The organism is Methanolinea sp. (assembly GCA_016699325.1).
Taxonomy (GTDB): domain Archaea; phylum Halobacteriota; class Methanomicrobia; order Methanomicrobiales; family Methanospirillaceae; genus UBA9949.
On the sequence record CP064971.1, the window covers coordinates 1,213,144 to 1,239,992 of the forward strand.

Consider the following 26,849-nt stretch of genomic DNA (forward strand, 5'->3'; position numbering starts at 1 on the left):
AGAGCGGGTTATCTCCATGGTAACATCGCGGAGAGGCCAGCTGGTGCACCTGACCCATAACGATCTCGATGCGGTGGGTGGCGATGCCATTCACCGGATGCGGTTCGGGCCGGTAACCAGCATCTTCTGTTCGGTCGGGAACTTCCCCCATGCCCTCGATGCAATCGCAACAATTGACGGTACCGGCACTGTTCTTTCCATCAGCGACCTGGGCTGCCAGCCCGGCATCGAGACCCAGGTCCGGAACGTTCATACAGCAGGGTGGCAGATCGAGTGGCGGGATCACCACCGCTGGTCGGACCAGGAACGGGCTTCGATAGAAGGCTATTGCAGCCTCCTGCACATCGATACCTCGACCTGTGCCTGCGGGATCTGTGCCCGGGACCTCCTCCCTGATGACCCTATAGCACAGGAGGTGGCCCGCGTTGTCTGCGATTACGACCTCTGGAAGCACGAAGACCCCCGTTCAGCAGTCCTCGGTGTGGTTCTCCAGCGGTGGAAAAACCGCGATTATGTCCGTGACCGGCTCGCTGAGGGCATCTTCACCGACCGGCATATCGAGGAGGAATACCGTGGCATCGTGACGGACATGGAGGCCAAGATTGCAAAGAGCGTAAAAAAGGCGACCATCCTGGGAACACGGTACCGGATCGCTTTTTCACCCCTCTTCGGATATCCCAGCGAGGCAGCGGCCCGGATGCGCAAGGAGCTCTCGACGGATATCGAAGTCCTGGTCTCCCGCGATGGGAGGTTCTCGCTCCGTTCGGTTCCACCAATCAGCCACCTCATCGCCCGCGAGTATGGGGGAGGCGGTCACCCCAATGCAGCCGGCGGGACGTTTGACTTCACCTTGTGGCAGCGGATTCGCTTCCGGCTCTTCGGTGCCATCCCGGAATTCTCCCGGTTCGTGGAAATCGCCGAATCTATATGAGGAGTTCTGCCGATTTTACCAGGCTCGTCCAGTACTCATCACAGGACTCCCTACAGTAACCGCCGCAGAAGATCTGGTCGGGATCCATGAGTTGCAGTGCCTGCCGGAAGTCCTGCGCATCGGGATTGAGCAGCACCACTCGGTGTACTTCATAATCGTCGATGAGACCTGAGAGCAGCGAAAGCCCGGACGGCCATACGGCTATCGTTTGCTGATACTCCAGCAGCAGGGACAGCGATTTCCTGGTCATGGATTTCGGGAAGAAGAATACCTTGCGCCTGGCAAGCGCCTCGAGCTCCGGCCGGTGGACTCTCTCACAGAAGAGGACATGGCCATCCACACCGGCGTCCCGCTGCTCCCGCATCAGGGACCGGTATACCGAGAAGAGTGCTTCCCCGGCTTCCCCGCGATCCTGGTAATAGCGGTCCTGGAGACCCAGCAGGTGCGGGCCCGGGATGGCTACGAAGAGTCCTCTCCGGACCCGGATAAGATCCTCTGCATCCCGGGCGACATCTTCCGCCCGGCATTCCAGCTCACCGGTCACAACCCCATCTTCGATCCCATTGATAGCCTGCCTCCACCGGTCCGAATAGAACGACCCTCCGGCACAGGGCAATGATATCCCGGCATCCAACTGGGGCCGGAGGGCCCTTTCGAGGAGGAATGAGATGAGGTCTCCTTCCCTGCCCCTCCGTTCCGCAACCCAGGCTGTGAGGAGGGCCAGATCGGGAAGGACAGCGTCTGATCCGAAGGACCTTGTGGGGAAGGAGAGTCGTTTTCCCATGGTAATCATGCTATTTATAGCATAATCGTCAAAAAAGATAGTGATGCGTGACAGACCCGTCCTGGTGACCTGCGGACTTCCCTATACCAACGGCCCCTGCCACATCGGACACCTCCGGACCTATGTTCCGGCCGATTTCTATGTTCGCTACCTCCGACGGAGGGGCGGGAAGGTGGTATTCATCTGCGGTTCCGACAACCACGGGACCCCGATAGTGGTGAGTGCAGAGAAAGAGAACGTATCGCCACGGGATCTCTCGGAACGATATCATGCTCACTTCGACCAGACCTTCAGGAGGATTGGCGTTATCTTTGATCACTTCGGGATGACTGATGACGCGACAAACCACCACCGGACTCGTTCCATCCTGAACCGGCTTATAGAGAACGGACAGGTTTATTCAAAGGTCATCCAGCAGAGCTACTGCACGAAGTGCCGGCGGTTCCTGCCCGACCGGTACGTGGAAGGGATCTGCCCACACTGCGGGATGCCGGCCCGGGGCGATGAGTGCGACCAGGGGTGCGGGCGTCATCTCGAGCCCGGGGAGATCAGGGAACCGACCTGCATGGCCTGCGGGACAAAGGCCGAATTCCGCGACCAGGAGCACTATTTCTTCCGGCTGAGCGAGTACCGCGACTTCCTGCTCGGCTATCTAGATACCCTCTCCGGAACCCTGAATGCACGGAATTACGCCCTGGGATGGGTAAGAGACGAACTTCGCGACTGGTGTATCACGAGAACCTTGGACTGGGGGGTGAAGTTCCCGGGACGCGATGATCTGGTCGTGTATGTCTGGGTTGATGCCCCGATTGGCTATATCTCATTTACCGAGGAATGGGCAGAGCAGGCCAAAGCATCATGGAGGGACTACTGGTGCGGTGAGTCGACCGGGATCATCCACTTCATAGGCGGGGACATCATTTACCACCACTGCATCTTCTGGCCGGCTCTCCTGAAGGCGGCAGGATACAGGACGCCCAATGCGGTGGTTGCCAGCGGGATGCTCAAGGTGGATGACCACAAATTCTCAAAGTCCCGTGGCTACGTGGTCTGGACCAATGATGACTACCTCGATAAGGGTTTCCCGGCTGATTACCTCCGATACTACCTGCTCTCATACACCAATCATACCAAGGAGCTCAATTTCTCCTGGAAGGTTTTCCAGGAGCGGATCAACAATGAACTGGTCAACACACTCGGCAACTTCGTTTACCGGACCCTCTTCTTCGCTCGCAAGGAGTTCGGAGGAATCCCGGATATCCCGGTACAGCAGGACATCCTCGCCGAGATAGACCGTTCTCTCGCTATGATTGAGGTGGCAATGAAAGAGTACGAGTTCAAGACTGCCATTGATGCTATGATGGCCCTTGCCTCTTACGGAAACAACTACATCCAGTCCAACGCTCCCTGGAAGCTGGTCAGGACCGACCGCGATGCTGCAGCACAGGTAACCAAGGACTGCCTGGTGCTGGTCAGGGCGCTCTGCCTGATCTTTGAGCCTGTTATCCCGGAGAAAGCACAGGAAATCTGGGAGATGCTCGGTGAGAGCGACCGGATCCAGGATCATCAGATCGGTGAAGCTATTGTGGATATCCCCCCGGTCCCGCTGCCGGTCCCTGAACCTGTCTTCTCAAAGCTCGAGGATACCATCATCGGGGAGATGGACAGGCTTCTGGCACAGCGGATCGAAGAAGCAGGAAAGAAGGCGATGAAAATGGAGATTATACCCTTCGAAGAGTTTTGCAAGCTTGATATCAGGATCGGGAAGGTGATCTCGGCAGAAAAGGTGCAGAAGTCGGATAAACTTCTGAAGCTGAAGGTGGATATCGGGGTTGAGGTCCGGCAGATTGTTGCCGGAATGGCCCAGTTCACAACGCCGGAAGAAATCACCGGGAAATCGGTTGTGGTAGTGACGAACCTCCAGCCGGCGAAGATTTTCGGGATCGAGAGCAACGGTATGATCCTTGCCGCAGGAGATCAGGCATCATTGCTCGTGCCGGAAAAGGAAGTGCCAACAGGTACAAAAATCCGGTAAATATCCAAACTCCAAACCCTGATCAGATGTAACAGGAACACCCAGAGCACCAGTGTGAATGGCAGTACCGGCACCTCATTATGGTAAAGACGAAAAACCAGGGTGAGGATGACTGTCCGACAGCCCGCAGGGAATGACACTTTTTAATGAAGCAAATACATCCACGTTACCAGACCCTACGCGTGTAAGTCTCCCTGCGTGCCTGTTCCCGTACCTTGTCGAGAATAGCCATCGCCTCTTCGTCCCGTCCCATCCGGGAAAGGAGCAGTCCCTTGTCGTTGAGAGCCGTTAGATCCCGGGGATCGAGTTCCAGCGCGGTATCAAATGCAGCAAGTGCCTCCTCATACCTCCCTAGGGCGACGAGGGCGACGCCTCGGTTTGCATGCACAATGCTCACCCCGGGATTAATTCGTATACAGTTGTCGTAGGATTCGATCGCTTCCTCGAACCGTTCCATGTCGGCAAGGCACACCCCCTGATTATACCAGGCATTGGGGAGGTTTGCAGAAAGAGAGATGGCCACTTCATAGGAATGGAGAGCCCCTTCCAGGTTCCCCATCTCGTAGGCACAGTTGCCCCGGGCCATCCAGGCATGGACATGACCTGGATCAAGCGTTACGGCATGATCAAGGCACCGGGCCGCATCCTCCATCCGGGCCTGCCAGTAGAACGTCATACCACGGACGAACCATGCGTCAGGGTTGGCAGGCTCCAGGTCGATCGCCCGTTCACAGCATTCCAGGGAAGCCTTAAACATCCCTATCCTGTCCAGGGTGAGCGCTTTCCCGATGAGGAGGACCTGGTCGCTGGACTGTTCAAGATCCTCATCGAAGGCTGCAAGAGCCTCAAGATACCTGCCGATGGAGGCAAGTTCAGCTCCGCTGCGTCTTTTCGTCTTGATCATGTTACCCTGGCCTGGCATATCTTGATCCATATATGATGACATCTCTCATCCCTCTCCCGAAGAAACCTGTGGATCAGGGCCATCCGGCTGGCGCCCCGTGGTTCGTTGTCCAGTATCACCGTTATTGCGATCCTGGGCGATCGTTTGCACATCACCATGGTTTACGGGGGGGTAGAGCGATGATGGTCGCGAACGGGTGTCCCCGGTGCCGCAGAGCGGGCTGGCAGGCCAATAACAAGAAGGCCAGGCCGATAAAGGCTCTGATCCCTGTGGCCGTACCGCCTGGATGAAGCCCGGGAGGGAAAGCCTCACAAACGTCCCTCTTGTCTGCCTGCGCAAATGATAGCACCAGTGCCCCCCTGGTGATTATCCGGGCACCGTTCACGGGTAACCGCCCAACCCCGATTGCCTCACCCACCAGGTGTCCCTGCCAGCGGGCCTGAGGCCGTCATGCCAAAGACACCCCCCGCACCAACAGAAAGCCTGTCCTCCTGCCGGGGCCATCGCGATTGCAGGGAAAATCATGTTCCCTGCCCCTTTCCTGGAGATGAGAACCCCGGCCTGGAAGGTACAGGTGGCATGGGATGCTCGCCCCGCTTACGGCATTATGTAATGATGGGAGAGACTGTATACCTGGCAAAAAAAAGACTGGTGTGGTTTTTTGAGAGTTAAAGGGAAGAAAGGGTTTCACCGTGGATGATGCATCCTCAAGGCCTTACGAAAAAAGGTTTTAGAAATCTTCCTCAACAGTCCAGTCAAGCCATTGGGCTGATCGGAGTTCTTTTGCGGTTGCCAGGTCAACACCATAGACCTTCTGGTAGAAGTCCAGGACCCATTCATGGACTTTCACATCGCTGAAACGTTCAGGGTACGCTGCTTTTGCGATGATGAGTGCCTCTATCGGGTATTCCAACCGTTTTGCCCAGTTGTAGGGAGTCCATGGGAGCGCATATACCCTCCGGTTCTTCACGGCATCAAGCTCCTGGAGATTCTGATAGTAGGGAGCGGTATAGATCTCCCGGGCAGGATGGTAACCCTGCGCGGTGGGCAGAACAATGACATCCGGGTTCAGGGCGAGCATCTGCTCTGTGCTGATGATGACGAATGCCCCGTTCCCCCGGTATGCGTTCTTGGCATTCGCAAGATCTTCAATGAAGTATGACTCAATTGTGTCGAGACCCCATGCCATGCCGGCTCCACCGCCGGACCGTGCATTGGGAGAGAGTCCGAACTGCATTACCCTTGGCTTCTGCTCTTCGGGAACATCTTTCGTCCGTTCGCGTATCATGGTGAGGCTGCTGTCAAGGTACGCCGCTAGATCCTCTGCCTCTTTCTCTTTTCCGTATACCTGTCCGATTATCCTGATCTCCTGTGCAATATTGCTCACATCCTGTCTGTCCTGGAAAGGCGGACCTTTTAGGATAATAAGAGGGATTCCCAGCGAATCGATGGTCTGTATGGTCTTATCAACGGTCTCCTCACTGCCGGCTCTGAACGCATAGGCTCCCAGGCGGATGATAACCACATCCGGGTCCAGCTTTGCAAGGGTCTCATAGTTGATCCCCGTGGCTCCCGTTGTTACGAGTGGCAGATCCTTGAGATGAGGGTTTAGATAGAGTACCGGGTTCATCCCCTGAATGTACGTATAGCTCTCTCCGGAAATATCCTCGAAAGAATAGTCGAATACTTTCTGGCAGCATTCTCCCCCCATTCCTACAACCGTATCCACTTCCCTTAACCTGTAAAGGATCCCTTCAATAAAACCATCGTTTATCGTCACTACCCGTTCAACGTGTGCAGGGATCTTCACATCAATCCCCCGCATGTCCTCGACTATGCGGTAATCACTGTCACGAAATGGCTGGGAACTGCTCCCATCGCTGGACGGAGTTGTGCATCCTGCAAAGATCACACACCCTGTGACACCCAACACCATGAAGAGTATCAGGACCCAAGGCACTCTTCTTCGCCTTGATGGAGATGGATGGCGGGATGTATCGTTACATTGCCTGATCATGAAGATTTTTTTATTATATAAGCATAATAATCTTCCATTACGTAAGAAATATAATGGACTCGTTATAAACCATAACAAGAACATGAAAATGTTTAATAACTGCTCTGAATTATAGGTGTAGTAGTACCTGTGATGTATTGTTGATGATCGTTTATCCACATATACAGGCGATCTGGTGTGGAACGAGTGAGTATCATGAATGAGTGGTTCAAAAGAAGGGAAATATTTGAGAGAATAGGAGATCTCGATTCAGAATTTTTCTCGGAAAAGAAAAAAATACTGGTACTTGCTGCACTTTTCATCATCCTGTCATTGTCCGCCGGAGTTGCAATGGTGGCTGGGGCATATTCAATATCACCTCATGAAGTGTATGTTACCATTCTGGCTCATTTCACTCCGTTCTACGATCTCTCCCAGATAAGCAACCTCCATAATACGATCATCTGGAATATCAGGTTGCCACGTGTCCTCCTCGCAATATTTGTTGGAATAGCCCTGGGCGTAGCCGGGGCGGTTTACCAGGGGGTATTCAGAAATCCCCTGGTGGAACCATATATCCTAGGAGCATCATCGGGGGCAGCATTTGGCGCTGCGCTTGGAATTGTATTTCCGATGATTTTTCACTCAGTCCAGATACCGGCATTTATTTTTGGAGCCACTGCAGTAGCCGGGGCGTATCTCCTTGCCCGCGTAAGGGGAGAGACTCCCATCGTCACATTGATCCTGTCTGGTGTCGTAATCGGATCCATCTTTTCTGCGTTTGTTTCGATTCTGAAATACACTGCAACGGATACTGCCCTGAGAGAGATCGTATTCTGGCTCATGGGAGGATTTTATTATGCGACATGGAAGGATGTATTCACCATAGGCCCGGTTGTTCTCGGGAGTTTTCTTATCTTGTGGTGGTTGGGCTGGAAATTGAACATCCTCTCGATGGGTGATGAAGAGGCAAAAGGCCTCGGAATAAACCCTGAAAGGTATAAGCTGGTTGTCATCTCGCTTGCAACGCTAATTACGGCGTTTGCAGTCTCTCTTGTCGGCATAATCGCATGGGTAGGGTTGATGATGCCACATGCGGCGAGAATGCTTCTTGGCCCTGATAACCGTTACGTGATACCCTGTGCAGCAATGATGGGCGGATTCTACCTTATTCTCTGTGATACTCTTGCACGAACACTGACGACTTCGGAGATCCCTGTTGGGATTATCACCTCGATCCTAGGTGCCCCCTACCTGTGCTATCTCCTGAGAAACAAAGGTCGAGTGATTTTCGGGTGAAGAAGATGCTTCAAGTAAGTGGTCTGCATTTCTGCTATGGATCAGTCCCGGTGCTTAGGGACATTTCCTTTGGCGTTGAGCAAGGGACCCTCTGCGGTCTGTTCGGCCCGAACGGTTCGGGGAAGACAACGCTGTTCAAGTGCTGTCTGAAATTCCTGAAGACCCAGAAAGGGTCTGTGAGACTGAATGGAAAAGACATAAGAACCTTAAAATATGAGGATACCGCGAAACTGGTCTCATACGTGCCCCAGGAGCATAAACCCCCGTTTCCCTACCTGGTCCGTGAGGTTGTTCTTATGGGCAGGACCCCCCACCTGGGAGGTTTCTTCGGAATTAGCCGCAGGGACAGGATGATTGCACGTGATGCGATAGAAACGATCGGCATCACAGAATTGGCTGACAGACCATACAACCAGCTCTCCGGAGGGCAGCGCCAGATGGTATTGATGGCAAGAGCAATTGCCCAGGAAACTCCCATGATGTTCCTCGATGAACCAACTTCGGCGCTTGATTACTCGAACCAGGTAAAAATATGGAAGATCATGCGGATGATCGCTGATGAGGGCACCACCATCCTTGCCTGCAGCCATGATCCCAACCATGTTGCCTGGTTCTGCGACAAGGTAGTGGTCATGAATGAAAACAGCATTACGGCCGAGGGTCTTCCTTCAACGGTCATTACCGAAGAAGTGCTCGGAAAAATCTACACCGAGGACTGTACGGTAAGAACGGTGGGAGGTGTGAACATCGTGATTCCCCGGTGCATCCTGGAAAACAGGTACTGCTTTACCGTAGAACCGATACGTAAATCCGAAACGACAGGAGAGATGGTGAATGCCTGTGACTGAAAGTGGATTGCCTGACTGGAATGCGGTCTGGAAGCGGCTTTATAGTGATAATATTCAGTCAAGAGGATACGAAGAATGTACAAACCTTTGGGAATCAAGAGAGAAAGCTTCCGGGTTCCTAGCCCAGTCACGTGAGAACCCACAGCGGATCGATCATATCCTGAAAGCGCTGCCACTAACTCCTCTGTCCCGGGTGCTGGATATCGGTGCAGGACCCGGAACCCTTGCCCTGCCAATCGCACGAAAAGTGACCCACGTTACTGCTGTAGAGCCTGCGGCGGGAATGGTTGAAGTTATGACCGAGCAGGCTGCCAGGGAAAAGATAGCAAATCTCACCATCCTTCAGAAACGCTGGGAAGATATTGATCCCACCCGGGATCTTCCCCACCGCTACGATATCGTGATTGCCTCCTATTCTCTTGGAATGCCGGATATTAAGGCTTCAATCAAGTCGATGTGCAGGGCTTCATCCAAGTGGGTATACCTTTTCTGGTTTGCGGGAATGACAAGCTGGGAAAAGACCATGATCGATCTGTGGCCTCAATTGCATCGCCGGGAATTTAAATGCGGGCCTAAGGTGGACGTCCTTTATAATGTGCTCTATGATATGGGGATTTATCCAAATGTGGAAACAGTCCCGATGGAGCATAAGAGGATATTCCCTGACTTCGAGAGTGCAATAAATGAGTACGTGAACCAGTACAGGGTGAGCACTGAAAGTCAGGAAAAAATTGTGCGTGACTATTTTTCAAGGGTCCTCACAGAGGAGAATGGCTCATATACCTATACCGGGACAACGATAAGGGTGAAGCTATGGTGGGAAGTAAACGGCCGATAACCTGGCCCCGATATATAACCTCGCGGAGAATCTTTACCTAAACCTCTCTCCGAACCGGTCCCGGATTCGCATTCACCAGCCCCAAAGTACGGGCTTGAGGGAATGCAGAGTATCTCCTGTTCCATCACCCGGGCACCTGCCGCAAGACTGATATACTGATGGTTCCCACCGCACATGAGACTGACACTGGAAGTATGTCCGAAGGACCCCTGCATGAACGCATCCGGACGATAGAAGAGATCACCGGCCCCCTCCCGCCGTTCCAGACCGTCCTCCTGCTCACCGACGGATCAGTGACCACCCTCCTTGAGGCAATCACCGGATCCGATGTCTGCGTGAGAACAGTCTCGCAGAATGTCATCCAGGCCGGCAGCGAGGTTGCCGCACTTCTCGATATCGGGGCCGGGGACCCGGTAAACCACCGTATAGTGGAACTGGTGAACTGCACAACCGGGGAAATCCTCATCTATGCCATCTCCTACACCCCTGTCGAACGGCTCGAGCCCGGGTTCCGGGACGACCTGATGCGGGCCGATATCCCGATCGGGAAGATCCTGAAGAAGCACCGGATCGAGTCCCGCCGGGAAATATCGGATATACGGTTCGCCTTACCGGGGCCTGACATCATCAGGCGGTTCGGCACTGCCCCACATACCCGTTTCCTCTCCCGGACCTACCGCATTATCAGGAACGACGTGCCGTTCATGGCCATCGAAGAACTCTTCCCGGCCGGCTCATTTGCACGACAACCCCGGATCCGGGTACGGGCACCATCCCGCATCCACCTCGGGCTGATCGACCTCCATGGGGGGCTGGGACGGGTGGACGGCGGTATCGGCATAACGCTGGAAGCTCCAGATACCGTGATCGAGGCCGAACGAAACCCGGTCTGCAGGGTGGACGGTGGAGATGAGGCCCAGGCCGCACGGGTCAGGCAGGCGGTGGAAGCTGTAGCCTCCCGGTTCGGGATCACGGGGAGTGCAGCATTCACCATCATCCGCACACCCCGGCAGCATGCCGGCCTCGGTACCGGGACATCGCTCTCCCTCGCTGCGGGAACGGCGATGTGCCAGCTGTATGGAATCACCGTTCCGGTAGAGGAACTCTCCCGTGTGGTTGGCCGGGGAGGGACTTCGGGCATCGGGACGGCCGCGTTTGGTTCTGGCGGATTGATCGTCGATGGCGGTCACAGCTACGGGGAATCCGGGGAGAAAACGGATTTCCGCCCTTCATCAGCGTCTCCGGGAATACCGCCCCCTCCGGTCATCGCCCGGCATCCATTCCCGGAAGACTGGCAGGTCATCCTGGTAATCCCGATTCTCGGCCCCGGTGTGAGCGGCACCAGGGAGCAGGACGTCTTCCGCGAGGCCTGCCCTGTCCCCCGCAAAGAGGTGCAGGAGATCTGCCACGAGATCGTGATGCGCCTGCTCCCCGGGATAGTCCGCCACGATCTCGGGATGTTCGGTGCAGCTGTCTCTGCTATCCAGCGTACCGGGTTCAAGAAGGTCGAAATAGCCCGGCAGGTACCGGTTGTGCGCTCCCTCATCACCGGGTTGCGGGAAGCCGGGGCGGCATGCACGGGCATGAGTTCGTTTGGTCCCGCCGTTTTTGCCATCACCGATGGCAACTCATCCACTCTCGAGGAGACTGCCTCACGTATCATGGGAGAGACCCCGTTCCTGCTGATGAAAACCCGTGGAGATAACTGCGGAGCTTCCTGTCGCTGGATCTGAGCTATATGGCCGGTCCGCCAGCCTGCCTACCGTTTGATAGTATAACCAGACATACGATCTCTGAGTGGTATTGATCCCTGAAATTATCGAGATGTTGGCGCTCGGGCTCCTGATAGGACTCACCGGTGCGTTGGCGCCCGGACCAACTCTCGTGGCCACCATTAACGCATCCCTTAAGGGAGGATGGGGCATGGGGCCCCGGGTCACTCTCGGGCATATGGCAGTCGAGCTCCTCATGGTAGTCCTCATCGTGGCCGGAATTTCACTTCTTATCGGTAATTACTCCTGGCTCATCGGTGGCATCGGGGGACTGGCTCTGGTCATTTTCGGAGCACTCACGGTCAGGGGTGCTCGCTCCGCAACTCTCACGCTTTCAGCAGGAGCGGAGGAAACCGTGCATCCGGTTCTTGCCGGGGCAGTCACGAGCATATCCAACCCCTATTTCTGGATTTGGTGGTTTACCGTGGGAAGCGCGCTTGTCATCGGAGCCTGCCGTACCGGAGGGTTGGTCCTGCTTGTCGCCTTTCTTGCCGGACACTGGGCAGCGGACCTTGGCTGGTTCACCCTTGTCTCGACCAGCGTCCATCGGGGCCGGTTTGTCCTTGCTGAACGGCATTACCGCTACGTTCTCGGGTTCTGCGGACTGTTTCTGATCGTGTTCGGCCTTTCCTATCTTGCCGGGTTCATCCTTCAAAACGGGGGCTAGAAAAACGGCACAACTAAGCCCGGCTGGAGAGACCCGGAGGATGTGCGATATTAGGTGATGCTATCGGCATCATTGTATCCTCAGCGCATCTGCTCCAACCTAATTCATCAGCACCCGGCCTGCATTAAAAAGCGTCCTCCCAGGACTCCCTATCGGGGCAGAAAATGTCCTGTGGGCAGGTTCCCGGTCTGATTTGGCGGTGGCGGACGAAACATGGGCATGCATCACACCAGCACAACGAAGCCCTGGAGACACCGGCTGAGAGAGGCCGGAAAACAGTTGTTCAACCAACCCTTCCACCAAACGATCCGGCAATCTTGAAGAGAGGAGCGATGCAAACTGAGAGCATGCGCCCCGTTGTCCACGTCAATGTCGCGATGAGTGCTGATGGCAAGCTCTCCACAAGGGAGCGAAGGCAGGTCAGGATCTCCGGGCCTGCCGATTTCTCCCGGGTCGACCGGATCAAGGCCGAGAGCGATGCTGTCATGGTGGGTATCGGGACGGTCCTTGCTGACGACCCCTCCCTTACAGTCAAATCACCGGAGCTTCGGGCGATAAGGATGGCACGGGGTATGCCGGAACATCCTGTCCGGATCGTGGTGGATAGCAAGGCCCGGACTCCTCCTGACGCTGCGATCCTGCACAAGGGCGAGGGTAGACGGATCATTGCCTGCTCGGAGCGGGCTGATCCTGCGAAAGTGGCGGAGCTTGGACGATATGCAACGGTCCTCCGGGCCGGTGGTGAACAGGTCGATCTCCCCCGCCTCCTCTCCCTTCTCTCTGATCAGGGGATCCGGACAGTGATGGTGGAAGGGGGCGGGACCCTCATAGCGGCGCTCTTCATGGCAGGTCTGGTTGACGAGCTCACCTGCTTTGTGGGGAACATGATTATCGGTGGCCGGGACGCACCAACCCTGGCGGACGGTCCCGGATTCGTCGCCCCGGAGACCTTTGTCCAGCTCACATTCTCCGGGGCAGAACCCATGGACGAGGGTGTCCTGCTCTCCTGGCGCGTGAAGCGGGAACAGTGAGGCGACGGCCCAGGGATGGCTTTTTCGATCCTGCCCCTGATCGTCCTTGCCCTGGTCTTCGTATTGATAGCCGTCCGCCAGGTCGGAAGGTTGCGGATACGAATCTGGCAGATCATGCTTGCAGGGGCGATAGCAGTCCTACTCTTCGGCCAGATATCCCCAGCCGATGCACTCCGCTCGATCAATGCCGAGGTTATGTTCTTCCTGTTCGGCATGTTCGTGGTAGGGGCAGCAGTGACCGAGAGCGGGTATCTCCGGGCGGTCTCGTCCCACTTTTTTTCGCGGGCGAGAACCCCGGATTGTCTCCTCCTCGCCATGATGATTACCATGGGACTCTTTTCGGCGCTGATGATGAACGACACCATGGCCATCATCGGCACACCCCTCATCCTCTGGTATGCTCTTCGGACCGGTATCAACCCGAAAGGAGCTCTTCTGGCTCTCTGCTTTGCCATCACCATCGGAAGCGTTGCCACGCCCATCGGCAATCCGCAGAACCTCCTCCTTGCCCAATACGCAGAACTCGGCAATGCCTTCACCGACTTTCTCGCACACCTTGCCCTTCCGACAGCAATCAACCTGGTCATCGCCTGGCTGGTCGTCCGGTTCTTCTACCCGCCGCCACAAGAATGCCCCCTCCCTCCCAGGGACGACCCGGTGAAAAACGAAGCCCTTGCCCGGCTCTCGAAACTCTCGCTTTGCATCATTCTCGCCCTCGTGGGTGTCCAGATCGTCATGGGACTGACCGGAAGGGAAACATTCCCCCTCATGCTAATTGCGCTTGCCGGAGCCGCTCCTGTCCTGATCGCCAGCCCGAACCGGTACGAGATTCTCATGAAGGTCGACTGGTATACCCTTGCCTTCTTTGCGGCGATGTTCGTGCTGATGCAGAGCGTCTACGACACCGGGTTTTTCCAGGGGACCATCGATTATTCGCACCTCACCACAATCCCGGTCATCATGACCGTCTCAGTCGTGGTCAGCCAGTTTATCTCGAATGTACCGTTTGTTGCCCTCTTCCAGCCTCTCATCATCCAGCAGGGCATGTCGATCCAGCAGATCCTCGCCCTGGCTGCGGGGAGCACCATTGCCGGGGACCTTACCATCCTTGGCGCGGCAAGCAACGTCATCGTCATCCAGCAGGCAGAACAGGAAGGGTACAGCCTAACGTTCTGGGAATTCTTCCGGGTTGGCCTCCCCCTCACGGTCCTGAATATTATGGTCTATTCGGTGTTCCTCTCGATCTGACCCCCTGCTGGTGAAATGGATCGCATCCTCCTGGAAGGTGGAGATGAACAGGATTGGATGACAGCAGGTGACAGGGTTCTTTTAGGAAAATGCCATGCCAGTCACGAGAAGGCACCGGCACCCGGCCGGGATTGTTCCTCCGGTCGGCACCCACCACGGTAAAGGACAGTATCCCCGGATGCCGGGGAAAAAAGCCGGGTGTAACCCCGGGCAACCGACCCTGCGGGGTGGAGATCAGGTAACGATCGTTATTCCCTGGCCTATTTTCCGCTGGAGTCTTCTCGGCCCTGAACGGGATGGTGATGTTACAATGGTCGGTCGAGTACACGACCTGCACGGCGAACGGGGTGATGAAGAAGGGCCCGGGCCTGCAAAGCCCGGTATATCGACCCAAGCGGAGCACAACCGCTTTCTCCCACAGGTCTCCTATCTTGAACGAGCCTGCGACTAGGAAGGCAAGAATCGCGGCGATGATAGCTCTCCACGGGAAAGTGACCTGGCCTTGACCTCCCATCCAGAGGGAGAGGAAGTTTATTCCCGGCGCAACGATGAGGAAGAACAGGACTACCTAAAAGGGATTTGGTTATTCCATACCCGTGCCAGATCCCGGTGATGTGATATATGTACTGGACGGGGAAAACCTCCGGACGACCCGTAACCCTGCCGCACGGAAAAGAAGTATCTATTAGCCTTCGTGATATCATATTGAACCAGGAGGGAGAGGGGCAGGTATGGGTAAAAAGATAAGCGCCGATCTCAAAATTTCCGGGATGCACTGTGCGACCTGCAGCCTGACCATTGAGGATGCCATCGCCAGCATCGGAAAGGGAACGACTGCACGTGCAAACTTCGGGACCGATTCCGCCCGCGTTGAGTTCGACCCCTCGGTCGTAACGCTGCAGGAAATTGAGAAGGTGATCGCGGCTGCCGGCTACGAGGTTATCCATGACGAGGTTGTTCTGAAAGTTGGAGGGATGGTCTGTGCGACCTGCGTTGAGACCATTGAGAAGGCACTCTCTGCCCTCCCTGGCGTGAACCAGGTTCGGGTGAACCTCGCAACCGAGAAAGCCTACGTCGTATACAATGCCTCTGTCACTTCCATCGAGGATATGAAGAGCGCCATCGAAGCGGCAGGTTACCAGTACCTGGGACTTGCCGAGGAGCTCTCGCTCGAGGCTGAAGAGAAAGCCCGTCAGGCAGATCTCGCGGAAAAGATGCAACGGTTCTCGATCGGATTCGCCGTGAGCATCCCGCTCTTTATCCTGATGTTTCTCCCTCTCCCCGTATCCATGGAAGCTCTCTCCTGGGCGATGTTGGTTGTTACCACACCGGTCTTTGTCTATGTCGCCCTTCCGATCTTTCGTGCTGCCGGAAACGCACTTCATAACCGGACCCTCAACATGGACGTGATGTATGCCATGGGCACCGGCGTAGCATTCGGGTCAAGTGTCCTTGGCACACTCGGCATCGTGCTCACCCGGGAGTTCATGTTCTATGATACCGCAATCATGCTGGCCTCGTTCCTGATCCTCGGCAGGTACCTGGAAGCGCGTGCCAAGGGCCGGACATCGGAGGCGATCAGGACCCTGATCGGGCTTCGTCCGAAGACGGCAACGGTCATCCGGCAAGGAACGGAAACGGACGTCCTGATAGAGGACGTGGTGGTCGGGGATGTACTGGTGGTCAAGCCCGGCAACAAGATCCCGGTCGACGGCGAGGTTACCGGGGGAGAAAGTTACGTGGACGAATCGATGATTACCGGGGAGCCGATCCCGGTGCTCAAGGAACCGGGATCGCAGGTGGTAGGGGGAACCCTGAATACCACTGGCGCCTTCACATTCCGGGCCGAGCGGATTGGCAGAGACACGGTCCTTGCCCAAATCATTCATCTCGTCGAAGAAGCGCAGGCATCGAAACCACCGGTCCAGCGTATCGCCGACACGGCAGTCAGCTATTTCATCCCTGTCGTGCTGATTATCGCCGTATCAGCATTCCTGGTCTGGTATGTCGCGCTCGGTGCGCCCCTGCTCTTTTCCCTGACCGCACTCATCTCGGTCCTGGTGGTGGCCTGCCCCTGTGCGCTTGGACTTGCCACGCCGACTGCCGTGACAGTGGGCGTGGGGAGAGGCGCAGAGCTCGGCATCCTGGTCCGAAACGGCGAGGCACTGGAAGTGGCCGACCGTCTTACATCGGTGGTCTTTGACAAGACCGGTACTCTGACCCGCGGAAAGCCAGCGGTCACCGATATCATCGCAGCCGAAATCGATGAACGGACCCTGCTTGCCATTGCTGCCGGGGTGGAGAAGAACTCGTCCCATCCGCTTGCAGATGCCCTGGTCAGGGAGGCTGAAGCCAGGGGTATCCGGCCCGAGAATTCCGCCGAGTTTACCACGTTTGGCGGCAAAGGGGTCTTCGCCCGTGTGCTCGGGGAAGAAGTGTATATCGGGAACCGCGCTCTCATGGCAGAACACGGGGTAATCATCCCGCCGGAACTCGATTCGCAGGTTACCGCTCTTGAACAGGACGGGAAGACCGGGGTCATCGTTGCAATCGCCGGGGCTCCTGGCGGCGTCATAGCCGTTGCCGATACTATCAAGACAACCACCCCCGAAGCTGTCAGGGAACTCGAGGCCATGGGCCTCTCGGTTGCCATTATCACCGGCGATAACCAGCGCACCGCTGCAGCGGTCGCCAGGCAGGTGGGGATCCGGACGGTCATATCAGAAGTGCTGCCAGAAGATAAAGCCCGTGAAGTTGAAAATCTCCAGAAGGCGGGCGGTGTTGTAGCCTTTGTCGGTGACGGAATCAATGACGCCCCCGCCCTTGCCCGGGCAGATGTAGGGATCGCCATCGGAAGCGGGACAGACGTGGCTATTGAATCAGGGGATATCGTCCTGATCAAGGACGACCTCCTGGACGCTGCCGCGGCGATCCAGCTCTCGCGGAAAGTGATGCAGCGGATCAGGCAGAACATCTTCTGGGCTTTTGCCTACAATACGGCGCTCATCCCGCTTGCAGCGGGGCTTTTATACCCGATTACCGGTTATACCTTCAGTCCCGAGCTTGGGGCGCTGGCCATGGCGGCAAGTTCGGTGACCGTGATCTCCCTCTCGCTGATGCTCAAAAAGTATATCCCTCCTGCCAAAAAAAAAGAAATGCGAGGTGCCTGACCGATGGCAATCGATCCCATCTGCAAGATGACCGTTGATGAGAAGACGGCGAAATTTACGAGTGTCTACAAGGGAAAGACCTACTACTTCTGTGCTCCGGGCTGCAAGAAGAAGTTCGAAAACGATCCCGAAAAGTATGCTTCCGGGAACCAGGATGACGGGCCGATAGCATCACACTAGGAAAGACAGGTTCCACATTCCGTTCATCAGGAGACCCTCTCCCCCCACTCTGCTAACCACGAGTACGTCCACCGGTACGAGGGCTTTTGTGGTTTTTTAACCCGGAGCAATGTCAGAACGCTCATCCCGGGCGACCGGTCGGCAGTGGACCAGGTGTACAGCCTACTTTTTACCGGTCGCCTTCACAAGAGTCTGTATGGATAATTTCGTCCGCACGTTTTCGTGGCAGTTAAAACTGGGGATTGTACTGGTCTGTATCTCCGCCCTGATTTACGCGATCAAACTCACCGTCCTCCAGAACACACGGGACACCATGAACTACATCTTCAATTCGCTAGGATTTCTCCCGATCAGCGTGTTCCTTGTGACCATCGTGTTGAACGAACTTCTGGCAATCAGGGCCCGTAACCAGAGGCTCGAGAAGATCAACATGGTGATCGAAACGTTTTATTCGGAAGTCGGCACCGAGCTCCTCACCTACCTCTCTGGTTGCGATCCCAATCTTGATGAAGTCAGGCACCGCCTGGTTATAACCGGTGACTGGACAGCTGGCGATTTCTCCAGTCTCAATAGCTACATGGCAGGCTACAGCTTTGGCATCGACCTGAAAGAGGTAGATTTGTTTGGCGTATCGGGTTTTCTCAAAGAGAGGAGAAATTTCCTGCTCCGCCTCCTGGAAAACCCGGTCCTCCTGGAGCACCAGTCATTCACCGAAACGCTGAGAGCTGTTTTCCACCTCACCGAAGAGCTCAATCGCCGCAAAGACCTGTCCTCGCTCCCGGATAGCGACCTCGACCACCTGAAAGGAGACCTGCTCAGGGTCTACAGAAACCTGGCACTGCAGTGGGTGGACTACGTGCACTATCTCAAACGAAACTTCCCCTATCTCTTCTCTCTGGCGATGCGGACCAATCCATTTGACCAGAATGCATCGGTCATTGTCACCCGCTAAACCCTTATCATCCATTTTATCCCCTTTTTCAGGTTTCACCGGCTTGTTCGAAAGGATTAAACGAAAACAAATCAACACTTTGGGTATCAGGGGGTTTATCGTTTGCTGAAAAAACCCGTGGAAGATGCACTGAACAGGCAGGTGAATGCCGAGTTCTACTCGTCCTATCTCTACCTTGCCATGTCTGCCTATTGTGAGTCGATCACCATGAAAGGCTTTGCACGGTGGCTTCGGCTCCAGTCGCAGGAAGAGATGGCACATGGGATGAAAATTTATGACTATATCATCGAGGCAGGCGGAACACCGAAGTTCATGGCCATCGAGGCACCAAAGACGCCGTGGAAATCACTCCAGGCAGTTTTTGAGCAGGTATACGCCCATGAGAAGAAGGTGACCGGGCTAATCAACGATCTCGTGGATCTCGCCGCCAAGGACAAAGACCATGCCACAAAAAACTTCCTCGGCTGGTTTGTGAAAGAACAGGTTGAGGAGGAGTCCACTGCAAGCGAGGTACTTGCCAAGATCAAAATGATAGGCGACGTGCCGGGGCATCTTTTCTTGCTCGACCACGAGCTTGGCAAGAGAACATAATTTTTCCAGAAAACCCACGGTTCTGGACCATTATCCTTAACGGCTCACCGGATGTATGGGAGTGTGGGAAGCACATCGTGAGCCCGGAAGAATACTTTGCCGGCCTGCATGGAAGGCCAGAGGATGAGACTACAACTCAGAGGCGACTGTCTCATCTTGCATGCTGTACCCGTATCGTGAAGCCAGCGCTGGAACTCTCCGCCCTCCACGGCGCTGGAACGAACAGAAATGTCACCACCAGGAACCTGCTGGAGTAGCATATGTAAGAAGGGACGCAGGTTCACCATATTTACGGACACGGCCAACTCATCCCGGAGCCTGTCCAATCAGTAAACTCCTTTTATAAACCTATCTGATCTTTATGCTATTAGGAGCTCAGGAAGGTGAAAATTTGGTAAAACACGTTGTATCAGATATATTTCGGTACCTTTATAAACTTTAGAGTCACGCCCCTATGGTCATTTTCACTGATGAAGTTGTAAAGCAAGGCATTACACGACCTGTTTTCAAACCAGATGCCGATAAGCCAGTATTTGAACTACATCGACCGGTACCCTCTTCTGCAGCATCCTGAGGAAAGGTGCTACAGCAGGGGAGTGAACCACTTCAGGTACGACCCCCTTTTCATGCCGAAACGGTCGCTGTGAAGTGTTTTCGGAGGCTCTCCTATGGGGGGGCATGGTCGCTTCACTCTCATGTGGGGACTGTCGCAACCCGGGATTGCCCAGGATCGTGAGTGTATACTCCTTCCGGCCCACTCCACGCTTCACCTTTTTGTCAAGAATCAACTTAATGCAGAAGAGGTTGAACATCTCATGCACATTCCTGGTCGGACTTTCTGCCGGGATTATGGTGAAACAAATGGCATCATCGATTCAACGCCTTTGGAGATATCCCGGTATAACAGGGATGCTGCATACAAACCCCCATTCCGGTTTGATTCGTTGTTGTATCCCGAAATGGGTGATAGGAGTCTTTCCGGAATAACTCTGTCCAACCAATCTTCGACCTCGTTAGACAGGCTCCTTCCTAAAAGGGCAATGTAAAGATACTTTAATGAATCTTTACAATAATTAATCACAAACCATTAGTGCCCTATGGAAGAGACGAGTCCGGAAAGCCGGTATAACGATACTTCGCGGTACCGTCTCGATTTACGGCTCGGCATCCCTTCTTCACGGTTACAAGGGGCCCTTGAGTGGTGGATCGGCGATACGGGATTGTGCCGGGACCCCGATCGCCATCCCTACCTTGTCCTTGCAGAGATATCATCCGGAGAATGGGGAAGCCAGCATGAAATCATGGAGGCTGTTTCCAGGAGCGCCGAAGTATCCGGGCCAATCCTGATATCGGTAAATCAGGTCACGCATGTGCAGTCTGAACCGGTGGTTTCATTTTACCAGGTTTTTCCCTCTCCAGGACTCCGTTCATTCGTCTTCTTCCTCTCCCGCATCTGCCCTGTGACTGCCCGGCCAGGATCGTTAGCCGATCGCATTGCTTGTGGGACTCCGGTGCCGTTCACGATTGTTCCGCCCCTTCCTGCCAGAGATCCCCGGGCTCATCCCCATCGGCTAAAAGGTGAGAAAAAGAACAGTGTGGCAATCAGGAATAAGAAGGATCAAAGCAATCTGATATCCCAGCTGCCGGAAGAAGGGAATGGCGATCCGGTGTACATCGAAATTCTTAGGATATGCCTTCGAAAAGATGGTTTGCCGGTGGCAGAATACGATCTCTCGCAGAAGAAGTGGCTTGATGCTTCAAAATCGTACCTGAGGAAAAACGCCAGGCCTTCCCTCCGCCGGTTCAGGATTGGAAAGGGATACCAGATGACCAGATCGCGGTTTCTGGACGAACCCCAGATCTATGTTATAAGCGACCTCCATCTCGGCCATGTGAACAGCATTTTTCGCTACAAGCGACCATTTTTACCAAGCGATCCTGGTGAAATGGACAGGGTGCTCATCAGGAACTGGAACTGGACCGTAAAGGAGAACGATACCGTGATATTTCTCGGTGATCTTTCCTACATGAGCACGATATCGCTCGAATCGTATCTTGAGCGCTTGAAAGGGTGCATATTCTATATCGAAGGAAATCATGATCCCTACTACCCATTCATGTCTCATTGCCTCCTCATGCGGTACAGGGGAACTCCATACCTCTTCATCCACAATCCTGAAGAGCTAGTGGAACCATTCGAGGGCTGGGTAATTCATGGACATGTCCATAACAAGGATCTTGTTCGCTATCCTTTCTTTAACCCTCATCGCAGGACCGTAAATGTGAGTGCGGAGGTTATCGGATATCGCCCTATCTCTCTGGATGAGATCCACAACTTCATTATGGAAATAGATGAGGTTCTCTCATTCCGCGATCTCTCCCTTCAGGATAGGATATCGCCGCATAGAGAGAGAAAAATTGATCAGCGTCTGCCTGGGCGGTGCTAGGATGCAGGTCAAGCCTGAAATTCTCCACCACCTCGAACAGAAGGGAGCGATCATTCCCGAGAAAAACAGTAACCTCTACACAATACGATTGAGAATTCCGGGAGGAATCATTTCCACTGAACAGCTTCTCGGAATCGGAAGAGCTGTACGGAAGAGGGGATTGGGAGCGGTGCACCTTACGGTCCGCCAGACCATCGAGATACCCTCTCTCCCCCTGGAAAAAATTCCATCGCTTCTCAAATCACTCGGGAAGATCGGTATCTGCCTGGGAGCAGAACATGAAGAGATCGTAAACATTACTGCATGTCCCGGGACCGACCGCTGCCGGTTGTCGAATGTTCCCACGATCACACTGCTTGAGCGCCTGGACAGGTTACATTTTGGCCGGGAAATGCCGGTCCGGGTACGAATCGCCATCTCGGCATGCCCGAATGGGTGCATGAGCGAGCGACTGAGTGAGATAGGAGTAACCGGACTTCGGGAGCCGATCAGGAATGAAGGTCTGTGCACAGCATGCGGAACCTGTGCACACACATGCAGGGAAAAGGCGATAACAATGGTCAATGGTCGCCTGGTGCTCGATTACGCACGCTGCGTGCAGTGTGGCATGTGTATCGACACATGCCCCTTCCATATAATCAGGGGGTCCGTGCCACACTACCTGATCACGGTAGGGGGGAGGCGTGGGCGCCATCCGGTTATCGGGAGGGAACTCATCCGGGTGGATTCTGAAGAAAATGTTGTGAAGGTTGTCGGCAGGGTCGTTGAGTGGATCTACCGGTATGCGTACAGTGGAAGTACGTTAACAGATCAGCTTGATGACATGGACTATAAGGGATTTCGGAATCGCATGATCCAGGATTTTGGAGCTGTAGAGAACAGGGAGCCCTGATGAAAGAAGGTTTCTCAAGGTTCAGAATCTTATTGATCGATACCGATTGATTGAGCTTGTTGCTGATGAGAAGCTTAACGGAGGGCATGAATGACTTGCTTCGACCACCAACTCCGCCAAGAACCGATGCAAAAAGTTGGTCTACGAATCAATTTTTTCGATTAATGTATGTTACCTGATGAGAAGGCCGCATTTTCTCGGCATAAAATTATATAAACAGTCCCTCTCATCCCTCTTCCGGAGAAGTCAGGAATAAAAACCCCATAACCACATTTAATATACCACCGGTCATCATCGGGATCCAGTCGAAATCCTGGATCGGCGCTCCAACTCACATTAACCATATGTAAACACGAATTAGTTATGGTTTATTTAATATAATTTATTGTCATTAACAATTTCATAATGTTTAATAATAATGACAACCCCTCCTCCTTACATGGCTTTCAGTGTACATGTAAACATCGAACGCTGTACCGGATGCGGCAACTGTGTTGCGGCATGCCCGGTCAATGCCCTGGAGATTTATACCTTTGAACCGGTCACCAGGGAGAAGATCTACACGGTCAGGGACGGAAAATCGATCAGCCTCGATTTCAAGTCAGAGCTCTGCGCTGGTTGCGGCGTATGTATCGATGCATGTCCCTATAACGTGATCTCGCTTTCTGGTCGCGGAGAATTTCCGTCAGAACGTGCGGTCTCACCAGTCTGATTCTTAAAAACCAGGAGATTGATGAGCCTTACCACAGTCAATGAGGTTTCCATATGAGTGAAAAAATCGTGCTGAACATGATTACCCAGCGTGCTATTGAAGAGGGACAGGCCATGGAAAAGGGCAAGACTACCCGCGAGTATTTCGAAGCCTGTTCTGTTGTCGAAATGAACCCTGAGGATATGAGACGGATCGGTATTTGGAGGAATACCAATGTCAGGGTCACTAGTGAAGTCGGATCTGTCATTGTCAAGGCGATCGAGCCAACCCAGTTCTGCCCTCCCGGCCTTGCTCACATTCGACAGGGGGTGTGGGCGAACCAGATCGTTCCGCCCCGGACACAGTCGACCGGGACTCCCCAGTACAGCGGTTTTCCGGTCACCATCGAGCCTGCAATAGACCAAAAGATAAAAACTGCCCTTGAACTGGTTCAGGGGGCAGTCGGACTCTGGAAAGGAGGTATTTAGATGCCAAAATGGATCACCCAGGTCGGGTGCCCCTACTGTGGGGCATCGTGTGATGACATTGAAGTTCTTGTATCAGATGATGGAAAGAAAATCCTCGAGACGAGGAATGCATGTGTTATTGGAAATGAGATCTTTCATCATGTCTCGAGTCCCGACAGGCCAAAAAAGCCACGGATGAGACAGCCTGACGGGAGTTTCACAGAGATAACCTACGATGAAGCTGTTGATTACACAGCAAAAACCCTGCTCAAGGCCAAAAAACCGCTAATTTACGGGTTCGGTTCGACCAATTGCGAAGGGATGAGTGCTGTTGCACGGGTGGCCGAGAAGGCCGGTGCCGTGCTCGACAACTGTGCGTCAATCTGCCATGGCCCCTCATTTCTCGCCATCTTCGACAATGGCTATCCCAGCTGCACTCTAGGTGAGGTGAAGAACCGCGCCGATGTTGTTCTGTTCTGGGGTTGCAATCCCATGCATGCCCATCCCCGCCATACCTCCCGCTACTCCATCTTTCCCCGGGGATTCTTTACCACCAAGGGGAAGATGCAGCGCACGATAATCTGTATAGATCCTCGGGAGACCGACACGGCCAAACTTGCAAACATCCACCTCATGATCAGACAGGGGCATGATTACGACCTCTTCGACGCCTTCAGGACCGTTCTCCGGGGGCATGACATCCCCGATGAGGTTGCAGGAATCAAGAAGGATCAAATCCTCGAAGCAACGGAAAAAATTAAAAAGGCCCGGTTTGTCATGATTTTCTACGGAATGGGTTGCTGCCATACTGATGGCCGAAATCATAATGTTGATGCGGCCATTAGCCTGACTCGGGATATTAACAGCCACACCAAGGCGTCAATCATGGCCATGCGGGGCCATTACAACATTGCTGGACCAGGCCAGGTCTGGTCATGGCAGTTCGGGTTCCCCTACTGCATTGACCTCTCAAAGGGTACCCATGCTCATATGAACCCTGGAGAGACGAGCTCGATCGACCTCGCCATGAGGGACGAGGTTGACTGTTTTGTGAATGTCGGGACCGATGCCGGCGCTCACTTCCCGATCGATGCCATCAAGCACCTGAAGAAGCACCCGTTCATAACCGTGGATCCGAACATTTGCATGGCAAGTGAAATCTCAGACCTTCATATCCCTGTACGCGTTGTTGGTGTGGAAGAGCCCGGAGTAGTCTATCGTATGGACAATGTGCCGATTCAGTTCAAGAAAGTCGTTGATGGGCCTGAAGGAGTACCCAGCGATGAAAAGCTCTTCGATAAGATCTACGAACGCATGTGCGAGCTCACACAGACCGAACCGATCTGGCTGCCTGCCAGAGAGCACGCGAAAGCACCTTCCGTAGCGGAGCAGTGAGCATGGCTGAGATTTTAATCAGGAACGGGTTTGTCATCGATCCGACCCGGAATATTGACGGTGATGTGGCTGACATCGCCATAAAGGATGACCGTATTGTAGAACAGGTAGGGTCAAATGCGAAAGTAATCGATGCCCGTGGTAAAGTGGTGATGGCGGGCGGTGTTGATATCCATGCCCATGTCGCCGGCCCAAAGGTAAATGTCGGACGTTTGATGCGGCCAGAAGACAAACTTTTCAAGAGTCCCGACGCAAAGGAGAACTTCCGGGTAGAGAGCGGATTCTCGATCCCCAGCACCTTCAAGACTGGGTACGACTATGCCAGGATGGGGTACGCCTTTGTCATGGAGGCTGCCATGCCGCCCCTGCATTCCCCTCACGTCCACGAAGAGATACACGACACCCCGATCATCGATCAGGGAGCGCTCCCGGTCTTTGCCAACAACTGGTTCGTTCTTGAATACCTCAAGAACGGAGAAATTGAGAACAGTGCCTCGTATGTTGCCTGGCTCTTGGCAGCTACCAAGGGATACGGGATAAAGCTGGTCAACCCGGGTGGAACAGCAGCCTGGGCATGGGGCCTGAACTGTCTGACCCTCAATGATCCGGTCCCGTTCTTTGACATAACGCCTGCCGAAATTATCACGGGCCTCATGAAGACCAACGAATATCTCGGACTGCCGCATTCGATTCATATCCATCAGAACAGCCTTGGCATACCTGGCAACTACAGGGTAACGCTGGACTCCCTCCGGCTCGCTGAAGGGATGAAAGCAAAGAATAAGTTCTCCCGCGATACAGTCATGCATTCCACCCATATCCAGTTTCACTCGTATGGCGGCGATTCATGGGGGAACTTCGAGTCGAAAGCCCGGGAGGTTATGGAATACATCAACAGACAGAAAAATATCACCGTCGATCTGGGCTGCGTGACGCTCGATGAGACAACCACCATGACTGCCGACGGTCCTTTCGAGCACCACCTCAACCACTTAAACCACCTGAAGTGGGCGAATACCGATGTAGAACTTGAGACTGCTGCGGGAGTTGTCCCTTACGTCTATGATAAGGATATCAAAGTATGCGGCATCCAGTGGGCAATCGGGCTCGAACTGGGGTTATATGCAAAAGATCCGATGAGGACCTTCATCACCACCGATCACCCCAATGCGGGCCCATTCATCCGGTATCCGCGAATCATCAAGTGGCTGATGAGCAGGAAGGCCCGGGATGAGACGCTGGCCTCGTTCAAGCATAGCAACAAGGTGATTGATGCAACAACCCTGCATTCCATCGAGACCGAACGCAACCTCTACGAAATTGCCCAGATGACGAGGGCTGGACCGGCAAAAGCGCTGGGGCTCTCCCATATGTTCGGCGGGCTTGCTCCGAAAATGGATGCGAATGTGGTGGTCCTCGATCTTAACTACAAGGACATGCCATCAGATCCGGAACTGATTGAGCGGGCTTTTTCACGGGCGCGCTGGTTCATCAAGTCTGGAGAGATCGTGGTAAAAGACGGTGATATTGTCAGCCACGGCAACAAGAGAACCATATGGGTTAATGCCAAGGTAAAAGAGAACCCCCAGGTCATCCGGGACATTCACGAAAAATTCCTGAAAGAGTACACGGTCAGTCTCGGCAACTACCCGGTATGGGACTCCCTAGCTCCAAACCCGTATGTGATCAACATCGATGTGGAGGCCTGAGG

23 protein-coding genes are annotated in these 26,849 nt (G+C 54.3%); 20 read left to right on the top strand and 3 right to left on the bottom strand.

The window, feature by feature from the left end:
- Positions 1-16: 16 nt before the first annotated feature.
- Entirely contained in the window at positions 17-931 is a 915-nt protein-coding gene (locus IPI71_06410) for a phosphoesterase (protein QQR70319.1), read from the top strand.
- Here the strand turns inward: IPI71_06410 and IPI71_06415 are convergent.
- On the bottom strand, positions 924-1,724 hold the full coding sequence (locus tag IPI71_06415) for a hypothetical protein (protein ID QQR70320.1): 801 nt from the start codon (positions 1,722-1,724) through the stop codon (positions 924-926). The genes IPI71_06410 and IPI71_06415 overlap by 8 nt on opposite strands.
- Positions 1,725-1,758: 34 nt before the next feature.
- On the opposite strand from IPI71_06415, the gene metG reads away from it, so the two are divergent.
- Entirely contained in the window at positions 1,759-3,750 is a 1,992-nt protein-coding gene (metG, locus tag IPI71_06420) for a methionine--tRNA ligase (protein QQR70321.1), read from the top strand.
- Positions 3,751-3,916: 166 nt separating this feature from the next.
- Here the strand turns inward: metG and IPI71_06425 are convergent, their stop codons facing one another.
- A complete protein-coding gene (locus IPI71_06425) occupies positions 3,917-4,654 on the bottom strand; it encodes a tetratricopeptide repeat protein (protein QQR70322.1) in 738 nt (245 codons plus the stop codon).
- 730 nt (positions 4,655-5,384) lie between these two features.
- The gene (locus IPI71_06430) at positions 5,385-6,590 is read right to left on the bottom strand and encodes an iron ABC transporter substrate-binding protein (protein ID QQR70323.1); all 1,206 of its coding nucleotides are present in this window, start codon (positions 6,588-6,590) and stop codon (positions 5,385-5,387) included.
- Positions 6,591-6,866: 276 nt separating this feature from the next.
- Here IPI71_06430 and IPI71_06435 point away from each other — a divergent pair, with 276 nt between their 5' ends.
- From IPI71_06435 to IPI71_06520, 18 genes are all read left to right on the top strand, one after another.
- Entirely contained in the window at positions 6,867-7,949 is a 1,083-nt protein-coding gene (locus IPI71_06435; GenBank protein QQR70324.1) for an iron ABC transporter permease, read from the top strand.
- A 5-nt stretch (positions 7,950-7,954) separates the two neighbouring features.
- On the top strand, positions 7,955-8,797 hold the full coding sequence (locus IPI71_06440; protein QQR70325.1) for an ABC transporter ATP-binding protein: 843 nt from the start codon (positions 7,955-7,957) through the stop codon (positions 8,795-8,797).
- Entirely contained in the window at positions 8,790-9,635 is an 846-nt protein-coding gene (locus tag IPI71_06445) for a methyltransferase domain-containing protein (protein ID QQR71970.1), read from the top strand. The genes IPI71_06440 and IPI71_06445 overlap by 8 nt, the downstream gene beginning before the upstream one ends.
- 194 nt (positions 9,636-9,829) lie before the next feature.
- Positions 9,830-11,368, top strand: a complete 1,539-nt coding sequence (locus IPI71_06450) for a DUF98 domain-containing protein (GenBank protein ID QQR70326.1) — start codon at positions 9,830-9,832, stop codon at positions 11,366-11,368.
- A 91-nt stretch (positions 11,369-11,459) separates the two neighbouring features.
- Positions 11,460-12,074 carry a LysE family transporter gene (locus IPI71_06455; GenBank protein QQR71971.1) on the top strand — a complete coding sequence of 205 codons (615 nt, stop codon included), beginning with the start codon at positions 11,460-11,462 and terminating at the stop codon, positions 12,072-12,074.
- A 347-nt stretch (positions 12,075-12,421) separates the two neighbouring features.
- Positions 12,422-13,105 carry a 2,5-diamino-6-(ribosylamino)-4(3H)-pyrimidinone 5'-phosphate reductase gene (locus tag IPI71_06460; protein QQR71972.1) on the top strand — a complete coding sequence of 228 codons (684 nt, stop codon included), beginning with the start codon at positions 12,422-12,424 and terminating at the stop codon, positions 13,103-13,105.
- A gap of 15 nt (positions 13,106-13,120) precedes the next feature.
- Complete coding sequence (locus tag IPI71_06465; GenBank protein QQR70327.1) at positions 13,121-14,353, top strand: anion transporter; 1,233 nt, start codon at positions 13,121-13,123, stop codon at positions 14,351-14,353.
- A gap of 94 nt (positions 14,354-14,447) precedes the next feature.
- Positions 14,448-14,804, top strand: coding sequence for a hypothetical protein (locus IPI71_06470; GenBank protein ID QQR70328.1), 357 nt, complete (start codon positions 14,448-14,450; stop codon positions 14,802-14,804).
- A gap of 280 nt (positions 14,805-15,084) precedes the next feature.
- On the top strand, positions 15,085-17,523 hold the full coding sequence (locus tag IPI71_06475; protein ID QQR70329.1) for a heavy metal translocating P-type ATPase: 2,439 nt from the start codon (positions 15,085-15,087) through the stop codon (positions 17,521-17,523).
- A gap of 3 nt (positions 17,524-17,526) precedes the next feature.
- On the top strand, positions 17,527-17,703 hold the full coding sequence (locus IPI71_06480; GenBank protein QQR70330.1) for a YHS domain-containing protein: 177 nt from the start codon (positions 17,527-17,529) through the stop codon (positions 17,701-17,703).
- 196 nt (positions 17,704-17,899) lie between these two features.
- Complete coding sequence (locus IPI71_06485) at positions 17,900-18,655, top strand: hypothetical protein (protein ID QQR70331.1); 756 nt, start codon at positions 17,900-17,902, stop codon at positions 18,653-18,655.
- A gap of 102 nt (positions 18,656-18,757) precedes the next feature.
- Positions 18,758-19,246, top strand: a complete 489-nt coding sequence (locus IPI71_06490) for a ferritin (protein ID QQR70332.1) — start codon at positions 18,758-18,760, stop codon at positions 19,244-19,246.
- Positions 19,247-20,343: 1,097 nt separating this feature from the next.
- Positions 20,344-21,693, top strand: coding sequence for a metallophosphoesterase (locus IPI71_06495; protein QQR70333.1), 1,350 nt, complete (start codon positions 20,344-20,346; stop codon positions 21,691-21,693).
- 1 nt (position 21,694) lies between these two features.
- Complete coding sequence (locus IPI71_06500) at positions 21,695-22,585, top strand: 4Fe-4S binding protein (protein ID QQR70334.1); 891 nt, start codon at positions 21,695-21,697, stop codon at positions 22,583-22,585.
- Positions 22,586-23,024: 439 nt separating this feature from the next.
- Positions 23,025-23,297: a 4Fe-4S binding protein gene (locus IPI71_06505; protein ID QQR70335.1), complete on the top strand. Its 273-nt coding sequence runs from the start codon at positions 23,025-23,027 to the stop codon at positions 23,295-23,297.
- Positions 23,298-23,350: 53 nt separating this feature from the next.
- Positions 23,351-23,764: a molybdopterin dinucleotide-binding protein gene (locus tag IPI71_06510; GenBank protein QQR70336.1), complete on the top strand. Its 414-nt coding sequence runs from the start codon at positions 23,351-23,353 to the stop codon at positions 23,762-23,764.
- Entirely contained in the window at positions 23,765-25,138 is a 1,374-nt protein-coding gene (locus IPI71_06515) for a formylmethanofuran dehydrogenase subunit B (protein ID QQR70337.1), read from the top strand.
- A 2-nt stretch (positions 25,139-25,140) separates the two neighbouring features.
- Positions 25,141-26,847, top strand: a complete 1,707-nt coding sequence (locus tag IPI71_06520; protein ID QQR70338.1) for a formylmethanofuran dehydrogenase subunit A — start codon at positions 25,141-25,143, stop codon at positions 26,845-26,847.
- The last annotated feature ends 2 nt before the right edge of the window (positions 26,848-26,849 follow it).

Excerpts from the sequence above, each read along its gene's own strand:
- IPI71_06415 (QQR70320.1), bottom strand. The coding sequence starts at position 1,724 with ATGATTACCATGGGAAAACGACTCTCCTTCCCCACAAGGTCCTTCGGA.
- IPI71_06440 (QQR70325.1), top strand. The coding sequence starts at position 7,955 with ATGCTTCAAGTAAGTGGTCTGCATTTCTGCTATGGATCAGTCCCGGTG.
- IPI71_06465 (QQR70327.1), top strand. The coding sequence starts at position 13,121 with ATGGCTTTTTCGATCCTGCCCCTGATCGTCCTTGCCCTGGTCTTCGTA.
- IPI71_06510 (QQR70336.1), top strand. The coding sequence starts at position 23,351 with ATGAGTGAAAAAATCGTGCTGAACATGATTACCCAGCGTGCTATTGAA.
- IPI71_06505 (QQR70335.1), top strand. The coding sequence starts at position 23,025 with ATGGCTTTCAGTGTACATGTAAACATCGAACGCTGTACCGGATGCGGC.
- IPI71_06460 (QQR71972.1), top strand. The coding sequence starts at position 12,422 with ATGCGCCCCGTTGTCCACGTCAATGTCGCGATGAGTGCTGATGGCAAG.
- IPI71_06410 (QQR70319.1), top strand. The coding sequence starts at position 17 with ATGGTAACATCGCGGAGAGGCCAGCTGGTGCACCTGACCCATAACGAT.
- IPI71_06500 (QQR70334.1), top strand. The coding sequence starts at position 21,695 with ATGCAGGTCAAGCCTGAAATTCTCCACCACCTCGAACAGAAGGGAGCG.
- IPI71_06455 (QQR71971.1), top strand. The coding sequence starts at position 11,460 with ATGTTGGCGCTCGGGCTCCTGATAGGACTCACCGGTGCGTTGGCGCCC.
- IPI71_06430 (QQR70323.1), bottom strand. The coding sequence starts at position 6,590 with ATGGTGTTGGGTGTCACAGGGTGTGTGATCTTTGCAGGATGCACAACT.
- IPI71_06520 (QQR70338.1), top strand. The coding sequence starts at position 25,141 with ATGGCTGAGATTTTAATCAGGAACGGGTTTGTCATCGATCCGACCCGG.
- IPI71_06485 (QQR70331.1), top strand. The coding sequence starts at position 17,900 with ATGGATAATTTCGTCCGCACGTTTTCGTGGCAGTTAAAACTGGGGATT.
- IPI71_06515 (QQR70337.1), top strand. The coding sequence starts at position 23,765 with ATGCCAAAATGGATCACCCAGGTCGGGTGCCCCTACTGTGGGGCATCG.
- IPI71_06470 (QQR70328.1), top strand. The coding sequence starts at position 14,448 with ATGCCAGTCACGAGAAGGCACCGGCACCCGGCCGGGATTGTTCCTCCG.
- IPI71_06425 (QQR70322.1), bottom strand. The coding sequence starts at position 4,654 with ATGATCAAGACGAAAAGACGCAGCGGAGCTGAACTTGCCTCCATCGGC.
- IPI71_06450 (QQR70326.1), top strand. The coding sequence starts at position 9,830 with ATGTCCGAAGGACCCCTGCATGAACGCATCCGGACGATAGAAGAGATC.
- metG (QQR70321.1), top strand. The coding sequence starts at position 1,759 with ATGCGTGACAGACCCGTCCTGGTGACCTGCGGACTTCCCTATACCAAC.
- IPI71_06495 (QQR70333.1), top strand. The coding sequence starts at position 20,344 with ATGGAAGAGACGAGTCCGGAAAGCCGGTATAACGATACTTCGCGGTAC.
- IPI71_06480 (QQR70330.1), top strand. The coding sequence starts at position 17,527 with ATGGCAATCGATCCCATCTGCAAGATGACCGTTGATGAGAAGACGGCG.
- IPI71_06435 (QQR70324.1), top strand. The coding sequence starts at position 6,867 with ATGAATGAGTGGTTCAAAAGAAGGGAAATATTTGAGAGAATAGGAGAT.
- IPI71_06475 (QQR70329.1), top strand. The coding sequence starts at position 15,085 with ATGGGTAAAAAGATAAGCGCCGATCTCAAAATTTCCGGGATGCACTGT.